The 22,045-nt window shown below is 66.6% G+C and carries 10 protein-coding genes; 2 read left to right on the top strand and 8 right to left on the bottom strand.

All coding sequences use genetic code 11. The annotated features are described in order from the left end of the window. Window positions 1-8 precede the first annotated feature (8 nt). The 5 genes from ACFY3D_RS23375 to ACFY3D_RS23355 form a co-directional block, all read right to left on the bottom strand. A complete protein-coding gene (locus ACFY3D_RS23375) occupies window positions 9-1,421 on the bottom strand; it encodes a carboxymuconolactone decarboxylase family protein (protein WP_389982386.1) in 1,413 nt (470 codons plus the stop codon). 168 nt (window positions 1,422-1,589) lie between these two features. Continuing rightward, window positions 1,590-12,911 carry an SDR family NAD(P)-dependent oxidoreductase gene (locus ACFY3D_RS23370; protein WP_389982383.1) on the bottom strand — a complete coding sequence of 3,774 codons (11,322 nt, stop codon included), beginning with the start codon at window positions 12,909-12,911 and terminating at the stop codon, window positions 1,590-1,592. Between the two features lie 433 nt (window positions 12,912-13,344). Beyond that, complete coding sequence (locus ACFY3D_RS23365) at window positions 13,345-13,776, bottom strand: DUF397 domain-containing protein (protein WP_389982379.1); 432 nt, start codon at window positions 13,774-13,776, stop codon at window positions 13,345-13,347. Between the two features lie 158 nt (window positions 13,777-13,934). Beyond that, on the bottom strand, window positions 13,935-14,159 hold the full coding sequence (locus ACFY3D_RS23360; RefSeq protein WP_389982376.1) for a DUF397 domain-containing protein: 225 nt from the start codon (window positions 14,157-14,159) through the stop codon (window positions 13,935-13,937). Next, window positions 14,141-14,977 (bottom strand): Scr1 family TA system antitoxin-like transcriptional regulator, encoded by an 837-nt coding sequence (locus tag ACFY3D_RS23355; protein ID WP_389982373.1) that lies wholly within the window; start codon window positions 14,975-14,977, stop codon window positions 14,141-14,143. Before ACFY3D_RS23355 ends, ACFY3D_RS23360 begins: the two co-directional genes overlap by 19 nt. 444 nt (window positions 14,978-15,421) lie before the next feature. On the opposite strand from ACFY3D_RS23355, the gene ACFY3D_RS23350 reads away from it, so the two are divergent. Then, a complete protein-coding gene (locus ACFY3D_RS23350) occupies window positions 15,422-15,907 on the top strand; it encodes an ATP-binding protein (protein WP_389982370.1) in 486 nt (161 codons plus the stop codon). A 170-nt stretch (window positions 15,908-16,077) separates the two neighbouring features. Here ACFY3D_RS23350 and ACFY3D_RS23345 read toward each other — a convergent pair whose 3' ends face one another. Beyond that, complete coding sequence (locus ACFY3D_RS23345) at window positions 16,078-17,448, bottom strand: PHB depolymerase family esterase (protein WP_389982522.1); 1,371 nt, start codon at window positions 17,446-17,448, stop codon at window positions 16,078-16,080. Between the two features lie 953 nt (window positions 17,449-18,401). Here ACFY3D_RS23345 and ACFY3D_RS23340 point away from each other — a divergent pair. Further along, the gene (locus ACFY3D_RS23340) at window positions 18,402-20,288 is read left to right on the top strand and encodes a ricin-type beta-trefoil lectin domain protein (protein ID WP_389982367.1); all 1,887 of its coding nucleotides are present in this window, start codon (window positions 18,402-18,404) and stop codon (window positions 20,286-20,288) included. A gap of 793 nt (window positions 20,289-21,081) precedes the next feature. Here the strand turns inward: ACFY3D_RS23340 and ACFY3D_RS23335 are convergent. Together ACFY3D_RS23335 and ACFY3D_RS23330 are read right to left on the bottom strand one after the other, a co-directional pair. Next, window positions 21,082-21,300, bottom strand: coding sequence for a DUF397 domain-containing protein (locus tag ACFY3D_RS23335; protein ID WP_389982364.1), 219 nt, complete (start codon window positions 21,298-21,300; stop codon window positions 21,082-21,084). A gap of 336 nt (window positions 21,301-21,636) precedes the next feature. After that, on the bottom strand, window positions 21,637-22,020 hold the full coding sequence (locus ACFY3D_RS23330) for a Scr1 family TA system antitoxin-like transcriptional regulator (protein WP_389982361.1): 384 nt from the start codon (window positions 22,018-22,020) through the stop codon (window positions 21,637-21,639). Window positions 22,021-22,045 lie beyond the last annotated feature (25 nt).

Below are 22,045 nucleotides of genomic sequence, written 5' to 3'. Positions count from 1 at the left end.
GTCCGGTACTAACCGAGGGCAGCCGCTTCCTTGGCCTCTCCGCCGTGCTGACCCGCTCCAAGAAACCCGTCAAGCTCACCGCGTGAGACATCGTCCAAGGAAGTGGCTCGGCTGTGCCGGGCGGTACGCCAGCCAGAGGGGATGCGGTAAGGGCCCATCCACGGTTCGAGGGAGACGCCCCAGCTGTTGAGCTGGAAGGAGATCTTGTGGTACTCGCCGATCAGGGTGACGAGTTCGATCAGTTCACGCTCGCCGTAGGTTTCCGAAAGGGTTGCCCAGGTGTGGTCGGAGAGCAGTGACTCGGTGTGCAGTTCATCCACAGCGGTCAGCACCGCCCGCTCGTGCCGAGTCCATGGCCCCAGGGAGATGTCCCGGGAAATCAGGTCGATCTCCTCTTGGGTGAGGCCGACGCTGAGGGCGACATGGTGGTGGTGATTCCACTGGTAGATCGCCGAACACGCCCACGCGCCGCGCAAGATCGCCATTTCGCGGTGGCGCGGTGGCAGGACGCCGGTGATCACGCCGCGGGCGATGGGCACGGTCTCCGTGTACAGCTTGGTGTGCCGCACCAGGGTGGTGAGGATGTTCGGCGTGTTCGCACTGTGCAACTCGAAAATCGAGTTCTCCCCTTTGGTGAGACTCAGCGCCTCCAGTGTTTCCTGGTCACGCTCGCCGGGGGCGACGGGGGCGATCCGCGGCTGCCGGCGGATGCCCTCGGCGATTTCGGCGGCGGTGGTCAGAACCCCGGTGACCGTGCGGTCGCTGCTGTCTCCCAGCGAGTCATAGACGCTGGCCAAGGTGATCGCCAGGTTCTCCCGGCAGGCCCACTGGTCCCAGCGGCCGAGCGGCAGTTCGGCCGCGGCTTCCTCGACCGGCATTCCCTTGCGGTAGCGCACTTCCGCCTCGCTGTGCAGGTGCTCGAGATAGTCCCGCAGATCGATGATCCCGGTGATGTCGGTGACCGGCCCGTACCCGGGAACCACCACGGTCGGCCGTAGCGCCGCGAGCTCGACGCAGGCCGCACGCCACTGCTCGATCGAGCCCGACCACGACGCGGGATGCACACCGTTGACGACAGCGGCACCTGTGATCAGCACCGCCTCGTCAGGAAGCCACACGATCGTGTCGGCGGTGCTGTAGGCACGCCCGATGTCATGAACCTCGACAGGTGTGTGGCCGAGTTTGAGGGCGGTCTCCCCCTTGAAGGTTTGATCAGGTGTCAATCGCCGAATCGCGATTCCGTGTGTGCGCTGGGATCTCCCGAGATAGGCGTCAAGTGGAGAACCTCGCTCCACCTCGACGGCGTCGAGCAGAGGGCACCCGGCGAGTGCTGTCGCCGTCTCCACCGAGGTGAGTGTCGTGGCGTAGTCCGGGATGTGCTGCCCGGAGTCGGTGTCGGTGAGCACCACCACCTTCGCCACGCCGTCGCCGTGAACGAGCAACTGTCTTGTGGCGTCCGCGCTGTCGAGAGTGCCGACAAGCATGCCCCCGCTCATGTCACCCCGCACGTACGCCGTGTTGCGAGTGGTTCCGTCATAGGCGATCCAGACGGACTCGCTCAGGTGCTCGTAGTACATGTCCACCCTCTCTCACTGCCTTTTGTTCAACACCGTGCGTTCGAGCCAGTCCGCCACGCGACCACCGGTCTCCACGACGTGCCGCTCAAGCATCGACAGATGGTGGCCGGGGCCGTCGATGACGTCGGTCATCCCGGGCAGCGTCGCTCGCCAAGCGTCGTCGTGCGCGGTGCCCAGCGGCTCAGACGCGCGCACCAGCAGCGACGGCACTCGCGTCGGCCGAGGACGCCACGACGCCAACAGGTCCAGATACCAGGCGGTGGCCGACAACCGGATCCAGTCGAGCCCGTCGACCAGCGATTCCATGGCATACATCGCCGGCCACAGCACGGGCCGCAACGCCTCGGTGGATTTCGCGTCGAACAAGTGGGTGTCCAGCAGGACAACCGCATCGACGGCAAGGCCGCGATCGTCAAGCCAGGCGGCGACCTCGTGGGCGAGCAACCCGCCGGAAGACGTCCCGAGCAGGACAAGCGGGCCCGCCGCGGTGCGGTCCACGACCGCGGTCGCCAGTTGCTCGATCAACGCGGTCCGAGAGCTGGGCAACGGCTCGCCGGCGGTGAACCCGCCGGGCGTGACCACGCTGATATCCCACTGGCCGCCAAGGGCGGTGGCCAGACCATGGTAGGTATGCTCACCGGTGACGGGGACGATGGGCGCGACACAGACCAGCTGACGCCCCGTTCCGCTGTCGCGCAACGGTGTCAGTCGCAGGGCCGGCGGCTCGGCCGACTTTTCCCGCACTTCGGCCACCCCGCGCAGCAGTGCGTCCGCCTGGTCCAGGAAACCAGCGTTGACCGACTGCCGGTGCAGGCTCGCGACAACATCCGGCGGGCTCTGTGGCGCGCTCGGCGCGGTGTCCACCGCGACCCCGCGGACGAAGAGCTCGGCCGCTGAGAGCAGCACCCTGTCCGTCCCGCCCTCGCCGGAACGTAACGTCCCGACCACCACGGCGGTGACCCCCGCCGCGTCCACCGCCTGCTCGATCCCCAGCGTCAGCAACGGATGCGGGCCGACCTCGACGAACGCCCGATAGCGCTCCTCCAGCAACCGCTCGATGGCCGGCGCGAACTCCACCGTCCGCCGCACGTTCTCATACCAGTAACCGGCGTCCAGCTCCGTGCCGTCCAGCCACCGCCCGGTCGCCGTCGACAGCATCGGCACCGCCGCCGCACGCGGCGCCACCTCCGTCAGATCCGCCAACAGCTCGTCCCGGAGCCCGTCGACCTGAGGCGAGTGCGCGGCGAAGTCCGCTCCGGCCAACTGCCAGCGCATCATCCCGTCGGCCGACAACCGCCGCTCCAGCACCCGCATGGCCTCCGGATCACCGGCCACGGTCACCACCCTGGGCCCGTTGACCGCGGCGATCGAGATCCGCTCCAGCAGCCCGGCGTCGGCCAGCATCCCGCGAACCTGCTCCGCCGTAGCCATCACCGACAGCATCGTTCCGCGCCCCGACAGCCGCTCGGCGATCAGACGGCTGCGCAACGCCACCACCCGCGCACCATCGGACAATGACAGCCCTCCCGCCACGACCGCGGCGGCGATCTCCCCCTGGGAATGTCCCACCACCGCGTCCGGGCGCAGCCCCAGCGACTCCCACACCGCCGCCAGCGACACCATCACCGCGAACGAGGTCGGCTGCACCACATCCACCCGATCCAGCGACGGAGCACCCTCCTCCTGCCGGACCACATCCGGCAGCGACCAGTCCACGAACGGCTCCAACGCCGCCGCGCACTCCGCCATCCGGCGCGCGAACACCGGCGACTCCCCCAGCAGCCGCGCCCCCATGCCCGGCCACTGTGCCCCCTGACCGGGGAACACCCACACCACCCGGCCATCCACATCGGCCATGCCCCGCACCACACCCGCCGTCGAGTCGCCGGAGGCGACCGCGGCCAACCCCGCCTGTAACTCCTCGTGATCCCCGCCGACCACCACCGCCCGATGCTCGAACGCCGACCGCGACGTGTCCAGCGAGAACGTCAGGTCGGCCGGCCCCAGCTCGTTCCCCTCCGCTATGTACACCGCCAGGCTGCCCGCCCACGCCCGCAACGCCTCACCCGACCTGCCCGAGATCACGCACGGCATCACACCTGCCACCGGCGCCGCGTCCTCCACGCCCGGCTCGGCCTGCGGCCCCTGGTCGAGCTCGTCCAGATAGCGGGCGAGAGCCGCGGAGGTCGGGTACCGGAACACCGCGCTTGCTTCGATCTTTTTGCCGGTGCGGGCGCGCAGCCTCGCACGCAGGTCGATCAAGGCCAACGAGCCCAGGCCGAGCTGGGTGAAATCATGGTCCGGCGCCACCGTCTGCACGCCAGGCAGGCCGAGGGCCCTGGCCACCTCGGTCCGGACGAGATCCAACGCCGACAGCGGCTCGGTCCGGGCATCGGCTTCGATGGGGCCGGGAGGCATGGTGTGGGCCACCTGTGGCCAGAACCGCTGCCGTTGGAAGGCATATGTGGGCACGGCGCACCGCCCGCCCGGAATCACGGCTGCCCAGTCCACCACGACGCCGCGCACATGGAGTCCTGCCACCGCGTTGACCAAACCGGACAGTGAACCGCAGGTCCCCGGTTCGACAACGACTTCGTCCTGCCCGGACAGCCGGACCCGGTGTTCGGCGACACGGGATTCCCCGGCCTTGGCGGTGACCAGTTCGTAAGCGTCATCGAGCGACAACGCCCCGGCCACGTACGCGGCGGCGACCTCGCCACCCGAATGGCCGCGGACTTCCGCCCTCACTCCCCAGGACTCCAGCAACCTGAACAACGCCACCTCGAACGCGAAACCACTTTCCTCCCCGAACCGGCTGCCGATCTCGGCCAGCGCTGCCGCGAACACCGGGAACCGGGCCAGCTCACGGCCCAGTTCCGCGCACGCGATCGCGCCGGCGAACACGATCGTCGGCACCACCGGCCTCTCGACCACACCACGGACGATCAGCTCATGGTCTTCGCCTCTCGCGAGAGCGGCGAGAGCGTCAAGGCTGCCGTCCAGCACCGCCGCACGGTACTCGAAGTGCGTGCGAGACACAGCGAGCGGCCGAGCCGCACGCGAGTCGGGGGCGGCCGCCAGGAGGCGTTCCGCCTGCGCGCTAAGGGCCTCGGCGGTGCGGCCGGACAGCAACCAAGGCGGCTTCCCCGGGCCAGCCTGATTCCCGGACTGTTCGCCTTCTTCAAGAATGACGTGTGCGTTGGTCCCACTGATCCCGAAGGCGGACACCGCACCGCGTCGTGGACGCCCGTTGGCCGTCCATGGCACCGCATCGGTCGCCAACCTGACCGAACCGGCCGACCAGTCCACATGAGACGAAGGCTGGTCCACATGTAGCGTCCGCGGAAGAATCCCGTGCCGCATCGCCATGACCATCTTGATCACACCCGCCACACCCGCGGCCGCCTGAGTGTGCCCGATGTTCGACTTGATCGAGCCGAGCCACAACGGCCGGTCCCGGTCCTGACCGTAGGTAGCCAGCAACGCGTGGGCCTCGATCGGGTCTCCCAGCCTGGTTCCGGTGCCGTGTGCCTCTGCGACGTCCACATCGGACGCGGACAGGCCGCCGGAGGCCAACGCCTGGCGAATGACACGTTGCTGCGCAACGCCGTTCGGTGCGGTGAGCCCGTTCGAGGCGCCATCCTGGTTGACGGCGCTGCCCTGGAGCACCGCCAACACCTCATGGCCCTTCGCCCGCGCGTCCGACAGTCGCTCGACCACAAGCACGCCGACGCCTTCAGCCCACCCCGTCCCGTCGGCCGCGTCGGCGAAGGCCTTGCAACGCCCGTCGCCGGACAGCCCTCCCAGCAAGGTCAACTCAACGAACCCGTCTGGCGTCGTCATCACGGTGACGCCGCCGACCAGAGCGAGCGAGCACTCCCCGGACCGGAGTGACCCAGCGGCCAGATGCAGGGCGACCAGCGACGAGGAGCACGCGGTGTCCACTGTGAGCGCCGGACCGGTGAAGCCGTACGTGTAGGCGAGCCGCCCGGACGCCACGCTCGCCGCGCTGCCAAGGCCGGCATAGCCCCCGAAGTCGCCTTCGGACTGGGCCAGCAGCGTCGGGTAGTCCTGGCCGTTGGTGCCGATGAACACGCCCACGTCATCACCGCGCAGGGTCGCGGGCACGATGCCGGCTTGTTCCAGTGCCTCCCACGAAGTCTCCAGCAGCAGTCGCTGCTGGGGGTCCATCGCCAGGGCCTCGCTGTGGTTTATCCCGAAGAATCCCGGGTCGAAGTCAGCGGCTCCGGCGAGGAACCCGCCGGATGCGGTGGCACTGCGGCTCACCAAGGTCGTCAGATCCCAGCCGCGGTCCTCAGGGAAAGAGGACAGCACTTCACCCCCATCGGCCAGCAACTGCCACAGTTGCTCAGGAGTGTCGATCCCACCTGGAAAACGGCACGCCATGCCGACAATGGCGACCGGGTCGTCGTGGCCGGCCCTCGCCTGAGGCCGGCTGACGTCCGGAACGGCACCGTCGATCCGCGACCAGAGATGGGTAATCAGCTCATCAGCCGTCGGATGGTCGAAGACCACGGTCGTGGGTAGCGTCAGCCCGATGCGTTTCGCCAGGCCGTTGCGCAACCGTACAGTGGCGAGCGAGTCGAAGCCCAGATCCTTGAAGGTGCGGTCGCCACGGATGTTCACACCGTCCGTGTGACCGAGGACGGCCGCGATCTGGTGGCGTACCAACTCAGCCAAGGCGTCCTTGCTGCGCGGGCGCCGTGATTCGCCGGGCTCGGCCACAGCGGCGAAGCCGGACAGCAGGGGTCCTGAGTGGGTCGTGGTGAAGCGTTGCCAGTCGACGTCGGCGACAGTCACCGTGGTGTCACCCAGCGCCGCGCCCAGTGCGTCGAGTGCGGCTTCCGATTCCATCGGCCGCAACCCGGACCCGCGCATGTGGTCGTCGAGCCCACCTGCCATGCCACCGCCGGCCCACGGGCCCCACGCGATCGACGTCGCCGCGAGGCCGAGAGCTCGCCTGTGCTCAGCGAGCGCGTCCAGACACGCGTTGGCGGCGGCGTAGTTGGCTTGCCCTGCCATACCGACCGTTCCCGCGAGTGACGAGAACAGCACGAAGGTGTCGGCGTCCCGGACCAGGTCGTGCAGGTTGATCGCGGACAACGTCTTGGCACGCAACACCTTCTCAAACCGAGCCGGTGTCATGGCCGCGAGTATGCCGTCGTCCACCACACCCGCGGTGTGGAAGACCGCTCGAATATCTTTCCCGGCAAGAGCTTCGGCCAGGGCGACGCGGTCGGCGGCGTCACAGGCCGTGATGGTGACTCGGACGCCCATCGCGGTGAGTTCGCACCGCAGCTCAGCGGCGCCGGGTGCGTCCAGACCGCGTCTGCTGGTCAGCAACAGGTCGGTGGCCCCGGCTCTGACCAGCCAACGCGCCACCTGACTGCCCAACGCACCGGTACCACCGGTGATGAGCACGGTGCCATCGAAGGTGAGTGCCCTCGCAGGCGCTGCCCCGGCCTCGACAAGCCGGCGGGCACGCGCCCCGTTCGCGCGGATGACGAGCTCGGTTTCCTCGCGTGCCGCAAGGAAGGAAGGAATCGCAGCCAGGGAGTCGGGGTCGAGAACGACGGGCAGGTCGAGCAGGCCACCCCACCGCTCCGGGCTCTCCAAGCCGGCGACCCGCCCCAGTCCCCACACTCCGGCCTGCGCCACATTGCCGTCGAACGCATCCCTCGTGACACACCACAGGGGCGCGTCGATCCCTGCGGCGGCCAGTTCCTTCACAAGCTGTGCCGTCAGCGCAGGACCTTTCGGCACACCCGCCAGCCCTTCATCGGCCAGTGCGAGGAACGACAACACTCCGGTGAAGACCTGCGGCGCAGGCGGTGCGGCGCCGTCGGTCCACACAACAGGCACGTCCAGAGCCTGAGCGACCTGTTCGGTCCACTCATCGCGAGGGCCGACCACCAGCCAGATCCCGGTGAGTTCACCACTCGCGGTGACCGGCCGCCATTCCGTGCGGTAGCGCCAACTCCGAGTGGGCGTACGCTCGCCAGGCCAGAACCACTTGCGCTCAAATGGATAGGTCGGCAGGTCGACATGCCGTGCCGCACCGAGGAACTCGGCGAAGTCCACCTCGACACCGCTGACGTGCAGCGCCCCCAACGCGAACAGCGCGGCGTCCCGCTCCGGACGATCCTTACGTGCCAAGGGCACGATGGTCGCCTCCGGGGAGACAAGGTCTCCGACCAGTGACGACAGCGCGCTGTCCGGGCTCAGCTCCAGGAACCGCAGCACACCGAAATCGTCGGCCAGGCATCCGATGGCGTCGGCGAACCGGACGGTGCCCATCACCTGCCGTGCCCAGTACGACGGCGAGGACAGCTCTTCCCCTGCGAGCTCACCGGTGACCGTCGAGACGATCGAGATCGCCGGTGGATGGTAGGTGAGCGATTCGGCGACCTGGGTGAACTCAGCGATCATGTCCTGCATCAATGGCGAGTGGAATGCGTGGCTGACCCGTAGCCGTCTGGGCCGGTCGAAGCGCGCCGCGATGTCCAGCACCGCCTGCTCGTCACCGGCGAGCACCACCGACTCAGGGCCGTTTACCGCCGCGATCACCACCCGGTCCGTCAGCAACGACGCGACCTCGTCCGGGGATGTCGCCACAGCGACCATCGCGCCACCTTGAGGCAAGCCCTGCATCAGCCGCGCCCGTGCGGTGATCAGCGCACCCGCGTCCACAAGGGACAGGACGCCCGCGAGGTGCGCGGCGGCGATCTCGCCGAAGGAGTGTCCGACCATCAGGTCCGGCCGAACCCGGAACGACTCCAGCAACCGGAACGCCGCGACCTCCCAAGCGAACAAGGCCGGCTGCGCGAACTCCGTGCGCCGTAACAGTTCTTCGTCGTCACCCCACATCACCGACCGCAGTCGCGGATCCAGCACGCTGAGTGCCTCATCGAACGCGGCCGCGAAAATCGGAAAGCGTTCGGCGAGGTCACGCCCCATGCCCAGACGCTGGGAGCCTTGACCCGCGAAAAGGAACGCCGTCCTCGACCGCGCGGGCTCGCCGACGACAAGACCATGGTGCGACCGGCCGTCGGCCAGCGCCGCCAGCGCATCGCCGCCGAGCACCACGGCCCGATGCTCGAATACGGCACGCGAGTTCAGTCCGTATCCGATGTCTCGCGGATCCAGCGCGTCCACCATCGGCAGAAGCCTGTGGGCTTGAAACCTCAGCGCGGTCGGTGTCCGTCCGGAAAGGACCCATGGAACGAGTTCAGCCGATCGCGGCCGGCCCACACTGGCGACAGGTGTCGGCGATTCCAGAACCACATGCGCGTTGGTCCCGCTGATCCCGAACGACGACACACCGGCCCGCATCGGACGACCATTGTCCGGCCACGGTCGGCTGCCGGTCAGCAACTCGACCTGACCACTTCTCCAGTCCACTCTGGACGATGGCTCGTCGATGTGCAGTGTGCGCGGCAGGGTCTGCTGTTGCATCGCCAGCACCATCTTGATCACGCCTGCGACGCCGGCCGCCGCCTGGGCATGGCCGATGACGGATTTCAGTGATCCCAGGAGAAGTGGTGTGCTCCGGTTCTGGCCATAGGTCGCGAGGATGGCTTCGGCTTCGATCGGGTCGCCCAGGCGAGTTCCGGTGCCGTGCGCCTCGACCGCGTCGATGTCCGCGGCGCGTAGGCCGGCATCGTCCAGGGCCTGTTCGATGACCCGCTGCTGTGCGAGACCGTTCGGTGCGGTCAGGCCGTTGGAGGCGCCGTCGGAGTTCACCGCCGAGCCACGCAGAATCGCCAGCACCTGATGGCCGTTGCGGCGGGCGTCCGACAGGCGTTCCAGCACCAGCACGCCGACGCCCTCGGCCCACCCCGTGCCGTCGGCGGCGTCGGCGAACGCCTTGCACCGCCCGTCCGGAGAGAGACCGCCCTGCTTGGCGAACTCCAGGAAGATGCCCGGCGTCGACATCACGGTGACCCCGCCCGCCAGCGCGAGCGAGCACTCCCCCGACCGCAGCCCCTGCGCGGCCAGGTGCAGACCGACCAGCGACGACGAACACGCGGTGTCCACCGTGATCGCGGGCCCCTCCAACCCCAGCGTGTAGGCCACCCGGCCGGACAGCACGCTGAGCGAGGTACCCGTCAGCGTGTAGCCCTCGGCATCGCCGGACGCCTCGTGCATCCGGGCCCCGTAGTCCTGCGCCATCGCGCCGAGATACACGCCGGTGCGGGTGCCATGCAGCGACGAGGGCGAGATCCCGGCCCGCTCCACTGCCTCCCAGGTCACCTCCAGCGCCAGCCGCTGCTGCGGATCCATCGCCAGCGCCTCACGCGGCGAGATCCCGAAGAAGTCGTTGTCGAACCCGGCCGCACCGTCCAGGAACCCGCCTTGCAGTGGCGACGTCGACAACGCGTCGAGATCCCAGCCACGGTCGACCGGGAACGCGGAGATCGCGTCGGCGCCGGAGTCCATCAGACGCCAGAGCGCGGCCGGCGAGTCCACTCCACCCGGCAGACGGCATGCCATTCCCACGATCACCACGGGATCGTCGTCGCCGACTACCGACTCCTGGGTCACCCGGGCCGGCTCCGATCCGTCGGCAAGAGAGTCCAGATAGGCTGTCAACGCCGCCGGAGTCGGATGGTTGTAGATCACCGTGGTGGACGGCGAAAGCCCGGTCGCGGCGACGAGTCTCGCCCGCAGGTCGGCCGCGGTGACCGAGTCGATGCCGAGTTCCTTGAACGTGGCAGTGGGGTCGAGGTCGGTGTGGCCGAGCACGGCGCCGATCTCCGCGGCGACGATTCCGGCCATGTCCACGGCGGCCGGCCGCTCGGCCTTCTCCGGCTCGTCAAGCCAGTACCGCCGGCGCTGGAAGACATAGCCCGGCAACCGAACGCGGCGCGCAGCATCGAACACCGCTTGCCAGTCCACGGTGACGCCGTAGGTGTACGCGGTCGCCAAGGACAACAGGAACCTGTCAAGTCCTCCGTCGTCGCGGCGCAGTGTGCCCACTGCCGAGACATCACCCTCTATCGAGGGCGTCAGCACCGGATGCGGGCTCATCTCCAGGAAGACCTCGTGCCCGGCGGCCTTCAGCGCATCCGTCGCCGCCTCGAACTCAACGGTCTGGCGCAGGTTGCGCACCCAGTAGTCGCCGTCCAGCACTTTGCTGCCGTCTACCGTGGACTGGATGGGAATCCGGGGTTCCTGTGGTCGTATCGGAGCGAGCAGCTCGGCCAGCTCCGCCATGACAGGTTCGACCTGAGCCGTGTGGGAGGCGTAGTCGACGCCGATCAGTTTGATCCTGACACCGGCTTGGGTAAGTTCGTCGACCAGCTGCCGCATCGGACCGGGTTCACCTGCCACGACGACGGAGTTGGGGCCGTTGACCGCCGCGACCGAGATTCCTGGCGGGAGCAACGGTCGCAGCTCGTCGAGGGACATCGCGACCGATGCCATCCTCCCGCGACCGGCAAGCCTCTCACCGATGACCTTGCTGCGCAGGGCGACGACACGCGCACCGTCCGCTATGGACAGTGCGCCGGCCACATTCGCTGCGGCGATCTCGCCCTGGGAGTGACCGACGAGCGCTGCGGGCTCGACACCGTGGGAACGCCAAAGCGCGGCGGCGGAGACCATGAACGCCCACAGCACCGGCTGCACGACGTCCACCCGGGCGAGCGCGGCCTCGTCGCCGAGCACGCGGAACGGATCCCAGGTCACGAACGATTTCAACGCCTTCGCGCAGGCGGTGTACTGCTCGCGGAAGACTGGTGACGTGTCAAGGAGTTCGGTCCCCATACCGACCCATTGCGTCCCTTGCCCAGGGAACACGAAGACCGGTTTCACCTCGGCACGGGCCTTGGCGCTGACCACGTTCGGTCCGGTAAGGGTGTCGAGAGCCCCCAGAAAATCGGCCCGGCTGGTTGCGCTGATCACCGTCCGATATGGGAACGCGGTGCGGGTCGTCGCCAACGAGAAGCCGACATCCGCGAGACTCAGGTCGGGACGGGACAGAAGCTCCGTGTGCAGGACGCGTGCTTGGTCGCGGACCGCGCCCGCCGTCTTGCCCGACATCGGCCACAACAGCGGTGCCTCGACGGGGTTCTCCGGTGCGTCGCCCCCGCGCTCGGCCGCCGAAAGCACGACGTGACAGTTGGTCCCGCCGACTCCGAACGACGAGACACCCGCCACCGCACCGTCTGGCAGCGGGGTGTTCTCCTGGACGACCTGGAGGCGCCAGGCGTCGAAGTCGATCTCTGGGTTGGGTTCGGCGAAGTTCAGGCTGGGCGGAACCACCCGGTGCCGTAGCGAAAGCACGGCCTTCAGGAAACCTGCCAGCCCGGCCGCGCCTTCCAGGTGACCGATGTTCGTCTTGACCGACCCGACCAGCAACGGCGAGTCCCGGCCCGGGGCGAAGACCGCGCCGAGCGCCGCCGCCTCGACCCGGTCGCCGACCGCCGTGCCGGTCCCGTGTAATTCCACGTAGTGCAGATCGCTCGGTGCCACCCCGGCCCGGCGGCAGGTGGCCCGAATCACCGCCTGCTGTGCCTCACCGCGCGGCACCGCGAGCGAGTCACCGCCGCCGTCGTTGTTCAGCGCGGTCCCCCGTATGACGGCGTACGCGTCGTCGCCGTCCTCCCACGGTTTGAGCACGACACAGACGCCACCCTCACCGCGCACGTAACCGTTGGCGCGAGCGTCGAAGGTGAAGCATCGCCCGTCGGCGGACAGCCCACCGAACTCCTCGACGATATTGGTGCTCTCCTCGGCCATGATGAGGTTCACGCCGCCGACCAAGGCGATCTCGCTCTCGCCGCTCTGCAGACTTTCGCACGCGAGGTGCAAGGCGGCCAATGACGAGGACTGTCCGGTGTCGACGGTCAGACTCGGCCCGTTGACGCCCAGGAAGTACGAGAGGCGATTGGCAATGATTCCGCGGCCGATTCCAGTCAGCGAGTGATGGCCGATGCGCCCGGCGCGGTGACTCAGATACGCATAGTCGTCGGCCATCGCACCGACAAAAACGCCGGTCGGCGTTCCTTTGAGGGCACCTGGGACGATCCCGGCGTCTTCGAGCGCCGCCCAGCCGAGTTCGAGCATGATCCGCTGCTGCGGATCGGTGTACCGGGCCTCTCGTGGGGAGAGTCCGAAGAAGGCCGCGTCAAAAGCCGCCTTGTTCGCCAACCGTCCCGCCCACCTCGGCACACCGTCACCGGTCCGTTCGGTGACCGCGTCGACCCCACCGGTCAACAAGTCCCAGAACGCCGCTGGACCGTCGGCCTGAGGCAACCGGCAAGCAACACCTACAACAGCTATATCCGCCGAAGTCGCCAGTTTGCTCACAGGGTTGTCTCCAGGGGCTGGCCTCAGTTCGTGATCCACTTCCCCCGGGATTGTAGGACGGTATATCTAGGGCAATACCTAGTCCTCATTCGGCCCCGAACGCCGACCGGAATTCAACAGACAATTGTTCCATTGGGGCATGATGAGCTTGTTCGCGCAGCTCGGCGCGTGAGGATCTATCGGGATTGGTGAATTCTCCTGGGGCACGCTTCGACCGAAGAATGCCACATCGACCCGGGTTTTCTCAGTACGGCCCAGCGCTGTGCGCCGGCGCCGCACCCGCTCGTGGATCATGGACAAGGATCCGGAGTTCGCTCCAGAAGAACGCGGATCGTCGGCCTCCACGCCGACCCATCCGAAGACAGCGCGGTGATCCGCGTGACGAGATCGTGTTCCGCTGAAACCTCGCCTTTACCTGCGGAGTTTGAGCAGCTCAGGCGAGATGGTCGAATTCGCCATCCCTGGCTCCGGACAACCACGCGTTCCACTCGCCTGGAGTGAACACGAGCGTCTCCTCCGCGGGGGTGAGACGCATCGCTATGTGAGCGTCGACGAACGCGATCGACAGGTGGGTGTCGCCGGGGTTAGGAGTGGACAGCCATTCGGCGGCGGCCAACCCGAGGGCTGCTGCTGCCGGTTTGGGCAGATGGGATGGTGTTTCGGGAAGGTGAGAGGGCAGGTCGTAGGAGCCGTTCCGCGCCTCGGTCACCAGGGATCTCCAGGCATCGGGGGTGCACAGGAGCCTGGGTCCTTCCGGGTTCTTGGAATCGCGGATGGCGACCCCGGACGGCATCGGCTTCATCTGGACACACTGCTGGCCACTGCCGCTGTAGCTGCTGGTGATCCAATTCTGATCATCGGTCATCAGATCGCCTTTCTCACGTCCTTGATCAGCGTCACCGACTCATCGGGGGCGAGGGCTTTCTCACGCGCGACCTCGACGGCCCGGTAATTCTTCAGCACGCGCCCCGTTTTCCGCTCGACGTCTACCCGCAGGCAACCATCGGACGAGACCGACGGATCTCAGATGTCGAACTCGCCGCCCTTGACACCGCCCAGAAACGCCGACCACTCGTCCGGGCCGAAGACGAGCGCAGGGCCTGTCGGATTCTTACTGTCCCTGATCGCGATGAACCCGGGCAGATTACTGGCAACCTCAACGCATTCACCACCATTGTTGCCACTGCGGGAACTTTTCCTCCATACGGCCCTGGCAAGGTCCGCGCCGCTCAGATCCTTGAGTTCCATCGCTCTACTGCTTCCTTGATCTTTTCGAGTGATTCGCCTGGACGATATGCCTCTGTGCTCAGCCTGTCATACCGGTCCAAGATCTGCGTAACGAGATCATTTTCCTCTGAAACCTCGCCTTTACCTGCGGAGTCTACGGAGACAGTGGTTGGCGCATCGGTCAACTCCGCGATGACGAATGCCGACGACAGGCCATCCGTGCAAGCGGTGTCGTAGGGAACGAGTTGCACTGTCACGTGACGACGCTTCGCGACGGCTAGTAGATGGCTGAGCTGTTCGTACATGACTTTCTTATCACCAATTGGGCGATTGAGCACCCACTCATCCAAAAGTACGCGCATCTCAGGCGGATTGTCGCGGTTGAGAATTTCCTGTCGCTGCATGCGACTCGCCACCTGCTCTTCCACCTCTGCCTCGGGGGTCGAGAAGCGGCCGAGGAAGACGGCTCGCGCATAGTCCTCTGTCTGGAGCAGGCCAGGAACCAGGAAAGGCGCCCAGATGCGTAGCACGGTCGCCCCGGGCTCTATCTCTTCCAGCCAGCGAAGGAACCATCCAGGTCCGGAGGACGACTGATGTATTCGCCGATATAGCCGGACAAAATGGTTTTCATCGGAAAGACCGAAGAGGCGGTCGCAGGCCATCGAGAAGTCGAGTTGCGGATTACGACTACCGACCTCGATGTGGCCTACAAGGGATGGCGAGCACCCTATGCGGTCGGACAGCCGTCTTTGCGACCACCCTACCTCCTTGCGGCATCTTGCCAGCTCACGGCCGAAGCGCTTAAGCGGGGAGAGCTGCGAATCGACGTTGCCAGCCATGGCCGCCCCTACCTTCCTGGATGCGTTGCTGACACTTGCTTACACAGTAGCGATACTTCTTACACCGTCCGAGGTTTTCTGTCGCAGAAATGTCCAGCGTCTTTTCATGCAGGAAGCCCGCGACTACCTGCATTCTAGGCATACGCCAGCGAGCCGCCAGGGAATATTTAACTAGAAAACCGACAATTGCCCATCCACGGATGGAGTCGTAGTGACAAACCAAGATCACAGAAGTCTTCGAAAGCGCACAAACAACGATGCATCTGTAAGAAATCGACAGGCTCCCCGGAAGCGCCGCCTGCTTCTGATCAACGGGAGTGGGCTTTGAGTAGCGAAGCGGCACGGCTCTGCGGAAAGCGGTAAGCGCGAAGCCCAAGCCGCCGACAGAGCGTCTGCCGACCTGATCACAGAACTTGCCCCAAATCACACCCTTTAGGAGCGACGATGCTCATCGAGCATGTTCCGGACCCCGGCGAGTACGGCAGAGCCCAGAACCGCTTCCGAATGGTCGCCTGGTGTCTGCCTCCCGGCAACGCGGCCCGCCGTGCCCGGGAGTTGTTCCGCGACCAGCTGGGCAAACAGCTCCCGGCCCCTGACGTGCTCGACGACCTGGAGATCGTCGTCTCCGAACTCGTCACCAACGCCACCCGCTACGCCCCCGCCCCCTACGAACTACGCCTCCTGCACGACCACAATCTGCCCGTCCGCGCCGAGGTCGTCGACGCCGGAGCCGGAACCACCCTCATCGACCATCTCCTACGCCGCCCACCGACCGTCCCAGACCGCATCGACGACCTCGAACTCGGCGGCCGGGGCCTGCGCATCGTCACCGAACTCACCCACGGCCACTGCGGCACCCAATGGACCCGCCTGTGCGGCACCGGCCAACTCGGCACCGCCGTCTGGTTCGACCTCCCCACCCAGCCCTGAACCCCCCAGACCTCCGGGGCAGCCGGGATCGTCCCCCGATCCCCTGACCCCGGAGACGGTCCACGCCTACCACTCCCCCGTACCGGGCGTGGACCACAACGGAGGCCGACGTCCACGGACCCGCTTTCCCTTGGTCCGGGACGTCGGCCTCCCCATCCCTGCCGCGTCGGTCAGATCCGCGTCCACTTCTGGTTGGTGGCACCGGTGCAGCTCCAGATCTGCACCCTGGTGCCGTTGGCGGTGCCGTACCCGGAGACGTCCAGGCACTTGTTCGCTCCGACCGCGGTGATGGTGCCGTCGGCGTTCAGGCGCCACTTCTGGTTGTTCTGCCCGTTGCAGTCCCAGATGATCACCGCGGAGCCGTCGGCGGTCCCGGCGCCGTTGACGTCCAGGCACTTGCCGCCGTAGACCCGCAGCTCACCGGCGGCGGTGGAGGTCCACCGCTGGTTGGGCTGCCCGCTGCAGTCCCAGATGTTCGCCGCGGCACCGTTGGCCTGCGAGGCGCCTGCCACGTCCAGGCACCGCCCCGACCCCACACCCCGCAGAGCACCCGTGCCCCCCGAAGGTGACGGCGACGGGGACGGGGAGACGGACGGTGAGGGGGACGGCGTGGAAGAGCCGCCGCCGTCGAGGCCGAGGAAGGTGATGGCATAGGCGAGCTGGCCGCTCATCGGCAGCTGGTGGCCGACCCCGCTGATGCTGATCCCCTCCACCGTGGCCTGGGCCGAGGTGACGCCGTACCTGGTCCGGGTCCAGTTCGACTGCGGACGGTCGGTGAACGCCGGAGTCTGGCTCAGCCCGTGCAGGTTCGTCCACTGCTTGATCTCTTCACCGAAGTTGTTGTAGTGCAGCGTCGTGTCCGTGCTGCCGTGCCACAGTTGCATCCGTGGGTAGCGCCCGGTGTATCCGGGATACATCGACCGGGCCTGGTCGCCCCACTGCTGCGCCGTCTTGATGATTTGCCCGCCCGAACACTGGCTGTTCCACAGCGATCCGTTCGTGGTCGCGAAACACCCCGCGGGAACTCCGGAGAACGCCGAACCGGCGGCGAACACGTCCGGATACTGGGCGGCCAGCACGTTGGTCATCATCGCCCCCGAGGAGAACCCGCTGACCACGATCCGTTCCGGGTCCACGTTGTAGCGCTGCCGCGCCCAGGTGACCATCGCCATGACACCGGTGGAGTCGCCGCCGCCGTCGCGCCGCAGCGCGGCGGGGGTGGACACGTCAAAGCATTTCTCGCTGCGGGTGACCTCCGGAACCACGATGACGTATCCGTACCTGTCGGCCGCGGTCACGTAGTCGTGCCCGTTGCCGTTGAAGATCGCGCCGGCCGACCCGCCGCAGTAGTGGGTCAGCACCAGCAGTGCGGGCCGTGCCGCGACCCTGTCCGGCACGTAGATGTACATGTTGAGGTTCGTCGGGTTGGTTCCGAAATTCGTCACCCGGGTCAGGGCCGCGGCGGACGCCGACGGTAGCCCGACGAGGACTCCGGCGGAGGCCAGGCACAGGACGACGGCCGCCAGCACCGCTCTGATCATGCGTTTCACTCGTTCGCCTTTCGTTTCCGGTCGACCCGCGCCGGTTGAACCCGCTGCTCCTCACCGGGACACCACGAAGGGACGCATGGCGAAGCGAGGTTGTGGATGTCGACGTGGACCGCCATGATGCGGAGTGCCGCGAAGCGCCTCCACACTGCGCCCATGTGATCCGGCCGCAGAGGTTCCGGAAGGAGCGCGTCCCCGGGGCCTCGCCTCTAATTACGGTCGGAGTCATGAGGCCCGTCAAGACCTTAAGCCTGCTTATTTCACCATTCGCACACCGAGGGTCCGACCATGGTTAGCCGTTTTACCCCTTCAACAGCGGTGATGCCCAGCCTCACAGGTATCCGCGTCGACCATCCTCATATGAACCGTTCAGATATGTCGTACTCATCGGACAGCGTGGGCCCCTGAGGCAACCTCGCGTCGAACCGTGCGGGTTCGAGCGGCCGGGCGCACTTCGGCGTGGAGCGTTCTCCTTCGCGGCCGCACCCCGTGCAGGGCCTCCGCGATGAAACTTTCAGTCATCTGAAGATCGATATGGTTCCGGGTCCGGCTCGCATCCCGATTTCCCGCCGCACCGTATGGCGTGATCATTCTACCGACGGCCGTCGGACCGGCCCCTCTCCCGTGCACCCGTCGGCGGGCCGTCATCGCCGGTCCGTGACAACCTGCGTCATCCCGTGGATTCCGGGCCGGATCATCGAACCGATTCGCCTCAACCACCGAATCCGGGGCCGAGCATGACCTGGCCGACGCTCGACAGAAGTCAGCAGCGCCCGAAACCATGCGTTTACTTCTATAACACACGTTGTTGACATCACTGACAGCGAAATCTAGGCTGCGGTCGAATCGATTCGACTTAGGGACATCCCGGTTTTCGAGCCCCCACCCCCCACGAAGCCGTTCCACTCACATGTGCGCGCAGCACTCACGAGTGAGGAGAGCCGAAGATGAACGTTGGCGACATCGTCCGCCGAGCCCGACTGTGGCGTCTCACGCCATCGCTCCCAGCCCATCCGCCCCGCCCTCACGCGTCTGAGACGCCAGAGGCGGACATCACCCCCGGCAGGCGGCACAGAGGCCGCCGCGCGATCGCCGCCTTTCTCGCCGTCGGCGCCCTCGTCGCGGGCCCCGTCGTGACGTCCGCCACGCCGGCCCAGGCCGCGGACCAGTCCATCGCCGTCGACTTCTCCGCCGGCGGTGGCACTCCGACCTACCGTGCCTCCGGCTGGATCTACGGCATGACCGAGAACGCGTCGGGCCCGCCCAACCAGTACTTCACCGACGTGAAGTTCCGGTACATGCGGGCCGGTGGGGCACAGCTCGACAGCCCGGGTGGCTGGGTGTCGGGCAAGTACGACCGACGGTGGAACGCCACCCGTGCCCAGTTGCTGCGCACCCGGTCACTGGGCGGGGAGTTCATCCTGCTCGTCCACGACCTGTGGGGCGCCGACGGCTACCCGATCTCGCGCTTCCCCGGCGACAACGGCAACTGGACGGACTACGACAACTTCCTCACCCGTCTGATCAACGACGTGCAGGCCACCGGCGCCCCGGTGCAGTGGGACCTGTGGAACGAGCCCAACATCACCCTCTTCTGGAACCGCCCGATCTCCCAGTACCTCGAACTGTGGCGCCGCACCTACCAGCGCATCCGGGCCGCGTTCCCGACGCAGCTCATCGTCGGACCGAGCTGCGCGTGCGTGCCGTCCACCGGCCACGCTTTCTGGAACCAGTACCTCGACTACGTCAAGGCCAACAACGTGGTCCCCGACATCATCAGCTGGCACTCCCTGCCGGGCGACCCGGTGGCCAACGTGGCGGCGGCCGACACCACGTTGAACTCCCGTGGCATCCCGCACCCACGGCCCTACCAGATCAACGAATACGGGGCGTCCAACGAGCAGAACCCAGCCGACGGCTCCTGGTACATCGCGCGCCTGGAGCGAGCCGGCGCCGACGGCCTGCGCGCCAACTGGGCGGGCGGAGGAAACCTGCACAACGACCTCGGCAACCTGCTCGTCCGCAACTCGTCGGGCCAGTACCAGCCGAAGGGCGAATGGTGGGCCTACCGCTTCTACGGCTCGCAGACCGGCCAGATCGTGTCCGTCACCCCCAGCGCCTCGTACGACGCGTTCGCCACCAAGGCGGCGGGGACGGCCAAGATCCTGGTCGGCGGCGGCACCACGACCGGCAACATCGCCGTCAACCTGCGACGCCTGGACGCCACCAGCGGCATCGTGGAGAACAACCAGGTGAGGGTCGTCGCCGAGCGCATCCCCTACAACGGCGGCGGCGCCGTCACGGCCCCGGTCACCGTCCAGAACTCCGTGGTGACCCTGTCCGGCAACGGCACGACGGTCAACCTGCCGCACACCGCCATCGACGACTCCTACACCGTCACGCTGCTGCCCCCCTCCTCCGACCCCGGTCCCGGCCCCGACCCCGGGTCGACGTCGGTGTTGCGCAACGTCAACGCCGGCCGATGCCTGGACGTCCCGAACGCGACCACCACCAACGGCACCCAGCTCCAGCTGTGGGACTGCGGCAACGGCACCAACCAGCGCTGGACCTCCACCTCCGGTAAGCAGCTGCAGGTGTACGGCAACAAGTGCCTGGACGCCTCCGGCCAGGGCACCGCCAACGGCACCCAGGTGATCATCTGGGACTGCAACGGCGGAACCAACCAGCAGTGGAACATCAACGGCGACGGCACCATCACCGGCGTGCAGTCCGGCAAATGCCTGGAGGCGAGCAACTTCGGGACCGGCAACGGAACCAAGGTGCAGCTGTGGTCCTGCACCGGCACGAGCAGCCAGAAATGGACCAGGAGCTGACCCCACCGGCACGTGGGGTGCCTGACTCCATCCTGACCTGGCCGCGCCTGCCATCGCGGCGGGGACGACGGTGAGAGGCCCGGCGGCGAGATCCTTCTCGCCGCCGGGCCCGTTGTTCACGAATCGCTTCGACGAACCGGGAAGCGCGCATGATCGCGGGCCGCCTCCTCTGAGCAGGGTCGGATATCAAGGAAAGTCTCATCCGGTCTCCCCCTGCGACACGTCTCCAGCGCCTGCGCCTGGGCGCGGCTTCACGAGGACGTCATCTCCCGACGGGCGTACGTGAATTCGGTGACGCACCGGCTCACCGACCGGTCGGGCACCGATAGTGGGGAGCGTGAACGTCGCGGCAGCCGACCACGGACGTAAGCCCGAAACGCTCTGCCCTCAGCCAATGCCCCCAGGCCATGCTTCCACAATGCCTCAGCGCGTCCCGAGCATCCTTGAGCCGCCCCTCGGTGTCCCCCAAACGCCGCTCTTGGTCGGGGTAGGCAAAAAGCGGCTCAAGCTGGCGCAATTGTTCTTCCAGCCAGGCGAGCACCGTTTCGAGGCCCCGGTTGTTTTGATGTGGGTCGGCGGCTTAAGGAGCCAATCACACATACGGAAGGGCGGTAGCGGGGAATTACGGAAATCGTCCGTAGGCGTGGGCGGGAGCGGCGGCCTGCGAACCCCGTCCGCTTTATCGAGAGAAGCGGCCTGGCCAACCCACTGGTAAGAATGGTAATGCCCCGACATCTCATCCCCACTAAGAGCGACAGCCCCCGCGCGTAGACACGCGGGGGCCTTTTTCGTTTTACAGCGTATCCACGCCGGCGGCGAAGCCGACCAGTTCTTCATGCGTGAATCGCAGCATGCCCGCTGCAGGGTTCTTGCTGTCTCTCAGTGCGAAAATTCCTGGCTGTCCCGGAATATCCGCTATCTCCACACAGCTTTCCTGTTCTTCCTCCTGCTGATTCCCCCCACAGAGACGACGGAACGAGACCCCGGTCATATCCACGGTATAAATGTCCATGTACGTACACCTCCCTTCACAGCAATGAAGCGATCTTGGATTCCCTGAGGGGCAGGATGGCGAGCCACAGGCACAGATGCTGCGCCGGGGAAGACACCTGCCACCAACTCATTGCCATCTGGCATGAACAGCCCGCCCTCTGGACCAGAACTGGACATGTCCAGCCCCAGAGGATGGCGAGCTCACTACGAGCCCTGCAGTAGAGGTGATGACACATGGGTTCTGGGACGCATAACGTCCCGACACACACCGCCGTCACCCTCTGCTCAAATGCCATTACTCAGAGAGTAGAAGGGTGTGTTTTCAAAGCTCAACGAGGTTGCCCGACATTGCCCCCTAGAGCGGCAAAGCCTCCTGAGCCGCAGTTATGAGGTTGCGGGCCCCGTGGCCGTACACCGCCACCGAAGCGAGTGCCGCGAATTCCTTGGAGTACATGGCGATCTCCTTCGGCTGAGTGATCTTCAGGTAACCGGACAGCAGTTCGATCGACACCTGTTCGTCGCCAAAGATGACAAATCCCTCAATTGGGCGAACATATTCCCGGTCGACGGTCAGCGGGATCACGCCTATGGACACAGAGGGAAATTTCATGATCTCCATTAGGTGAGCGAGTTGTTCGGCGTGTTCCACCGTGCTGGTAAGCCGGTAACACAGAACGGCTTCTTCGGGAATGAATACAAACTTACGATTTCCTTGTCGAAGTACTCGCTGACGATCCATTCGTTCGACAACGGCAGCCGCAACA

It is taken from the genome of Streptosporangium sp. NPDC000509, from assembly GCF_042898365.1.
In the GTDB taxonomy this organism is placed as follows: domain Bacteria; phylum Actinomycetota; class Actinomycetes; order Streptosporangiales; family Streptosporangiaceae; genus Streptosporangium.
Note: the sequence above shows the minus strand (reverse complement) of the source record. Positions and strands in the feature narration are given on the sequence as shown.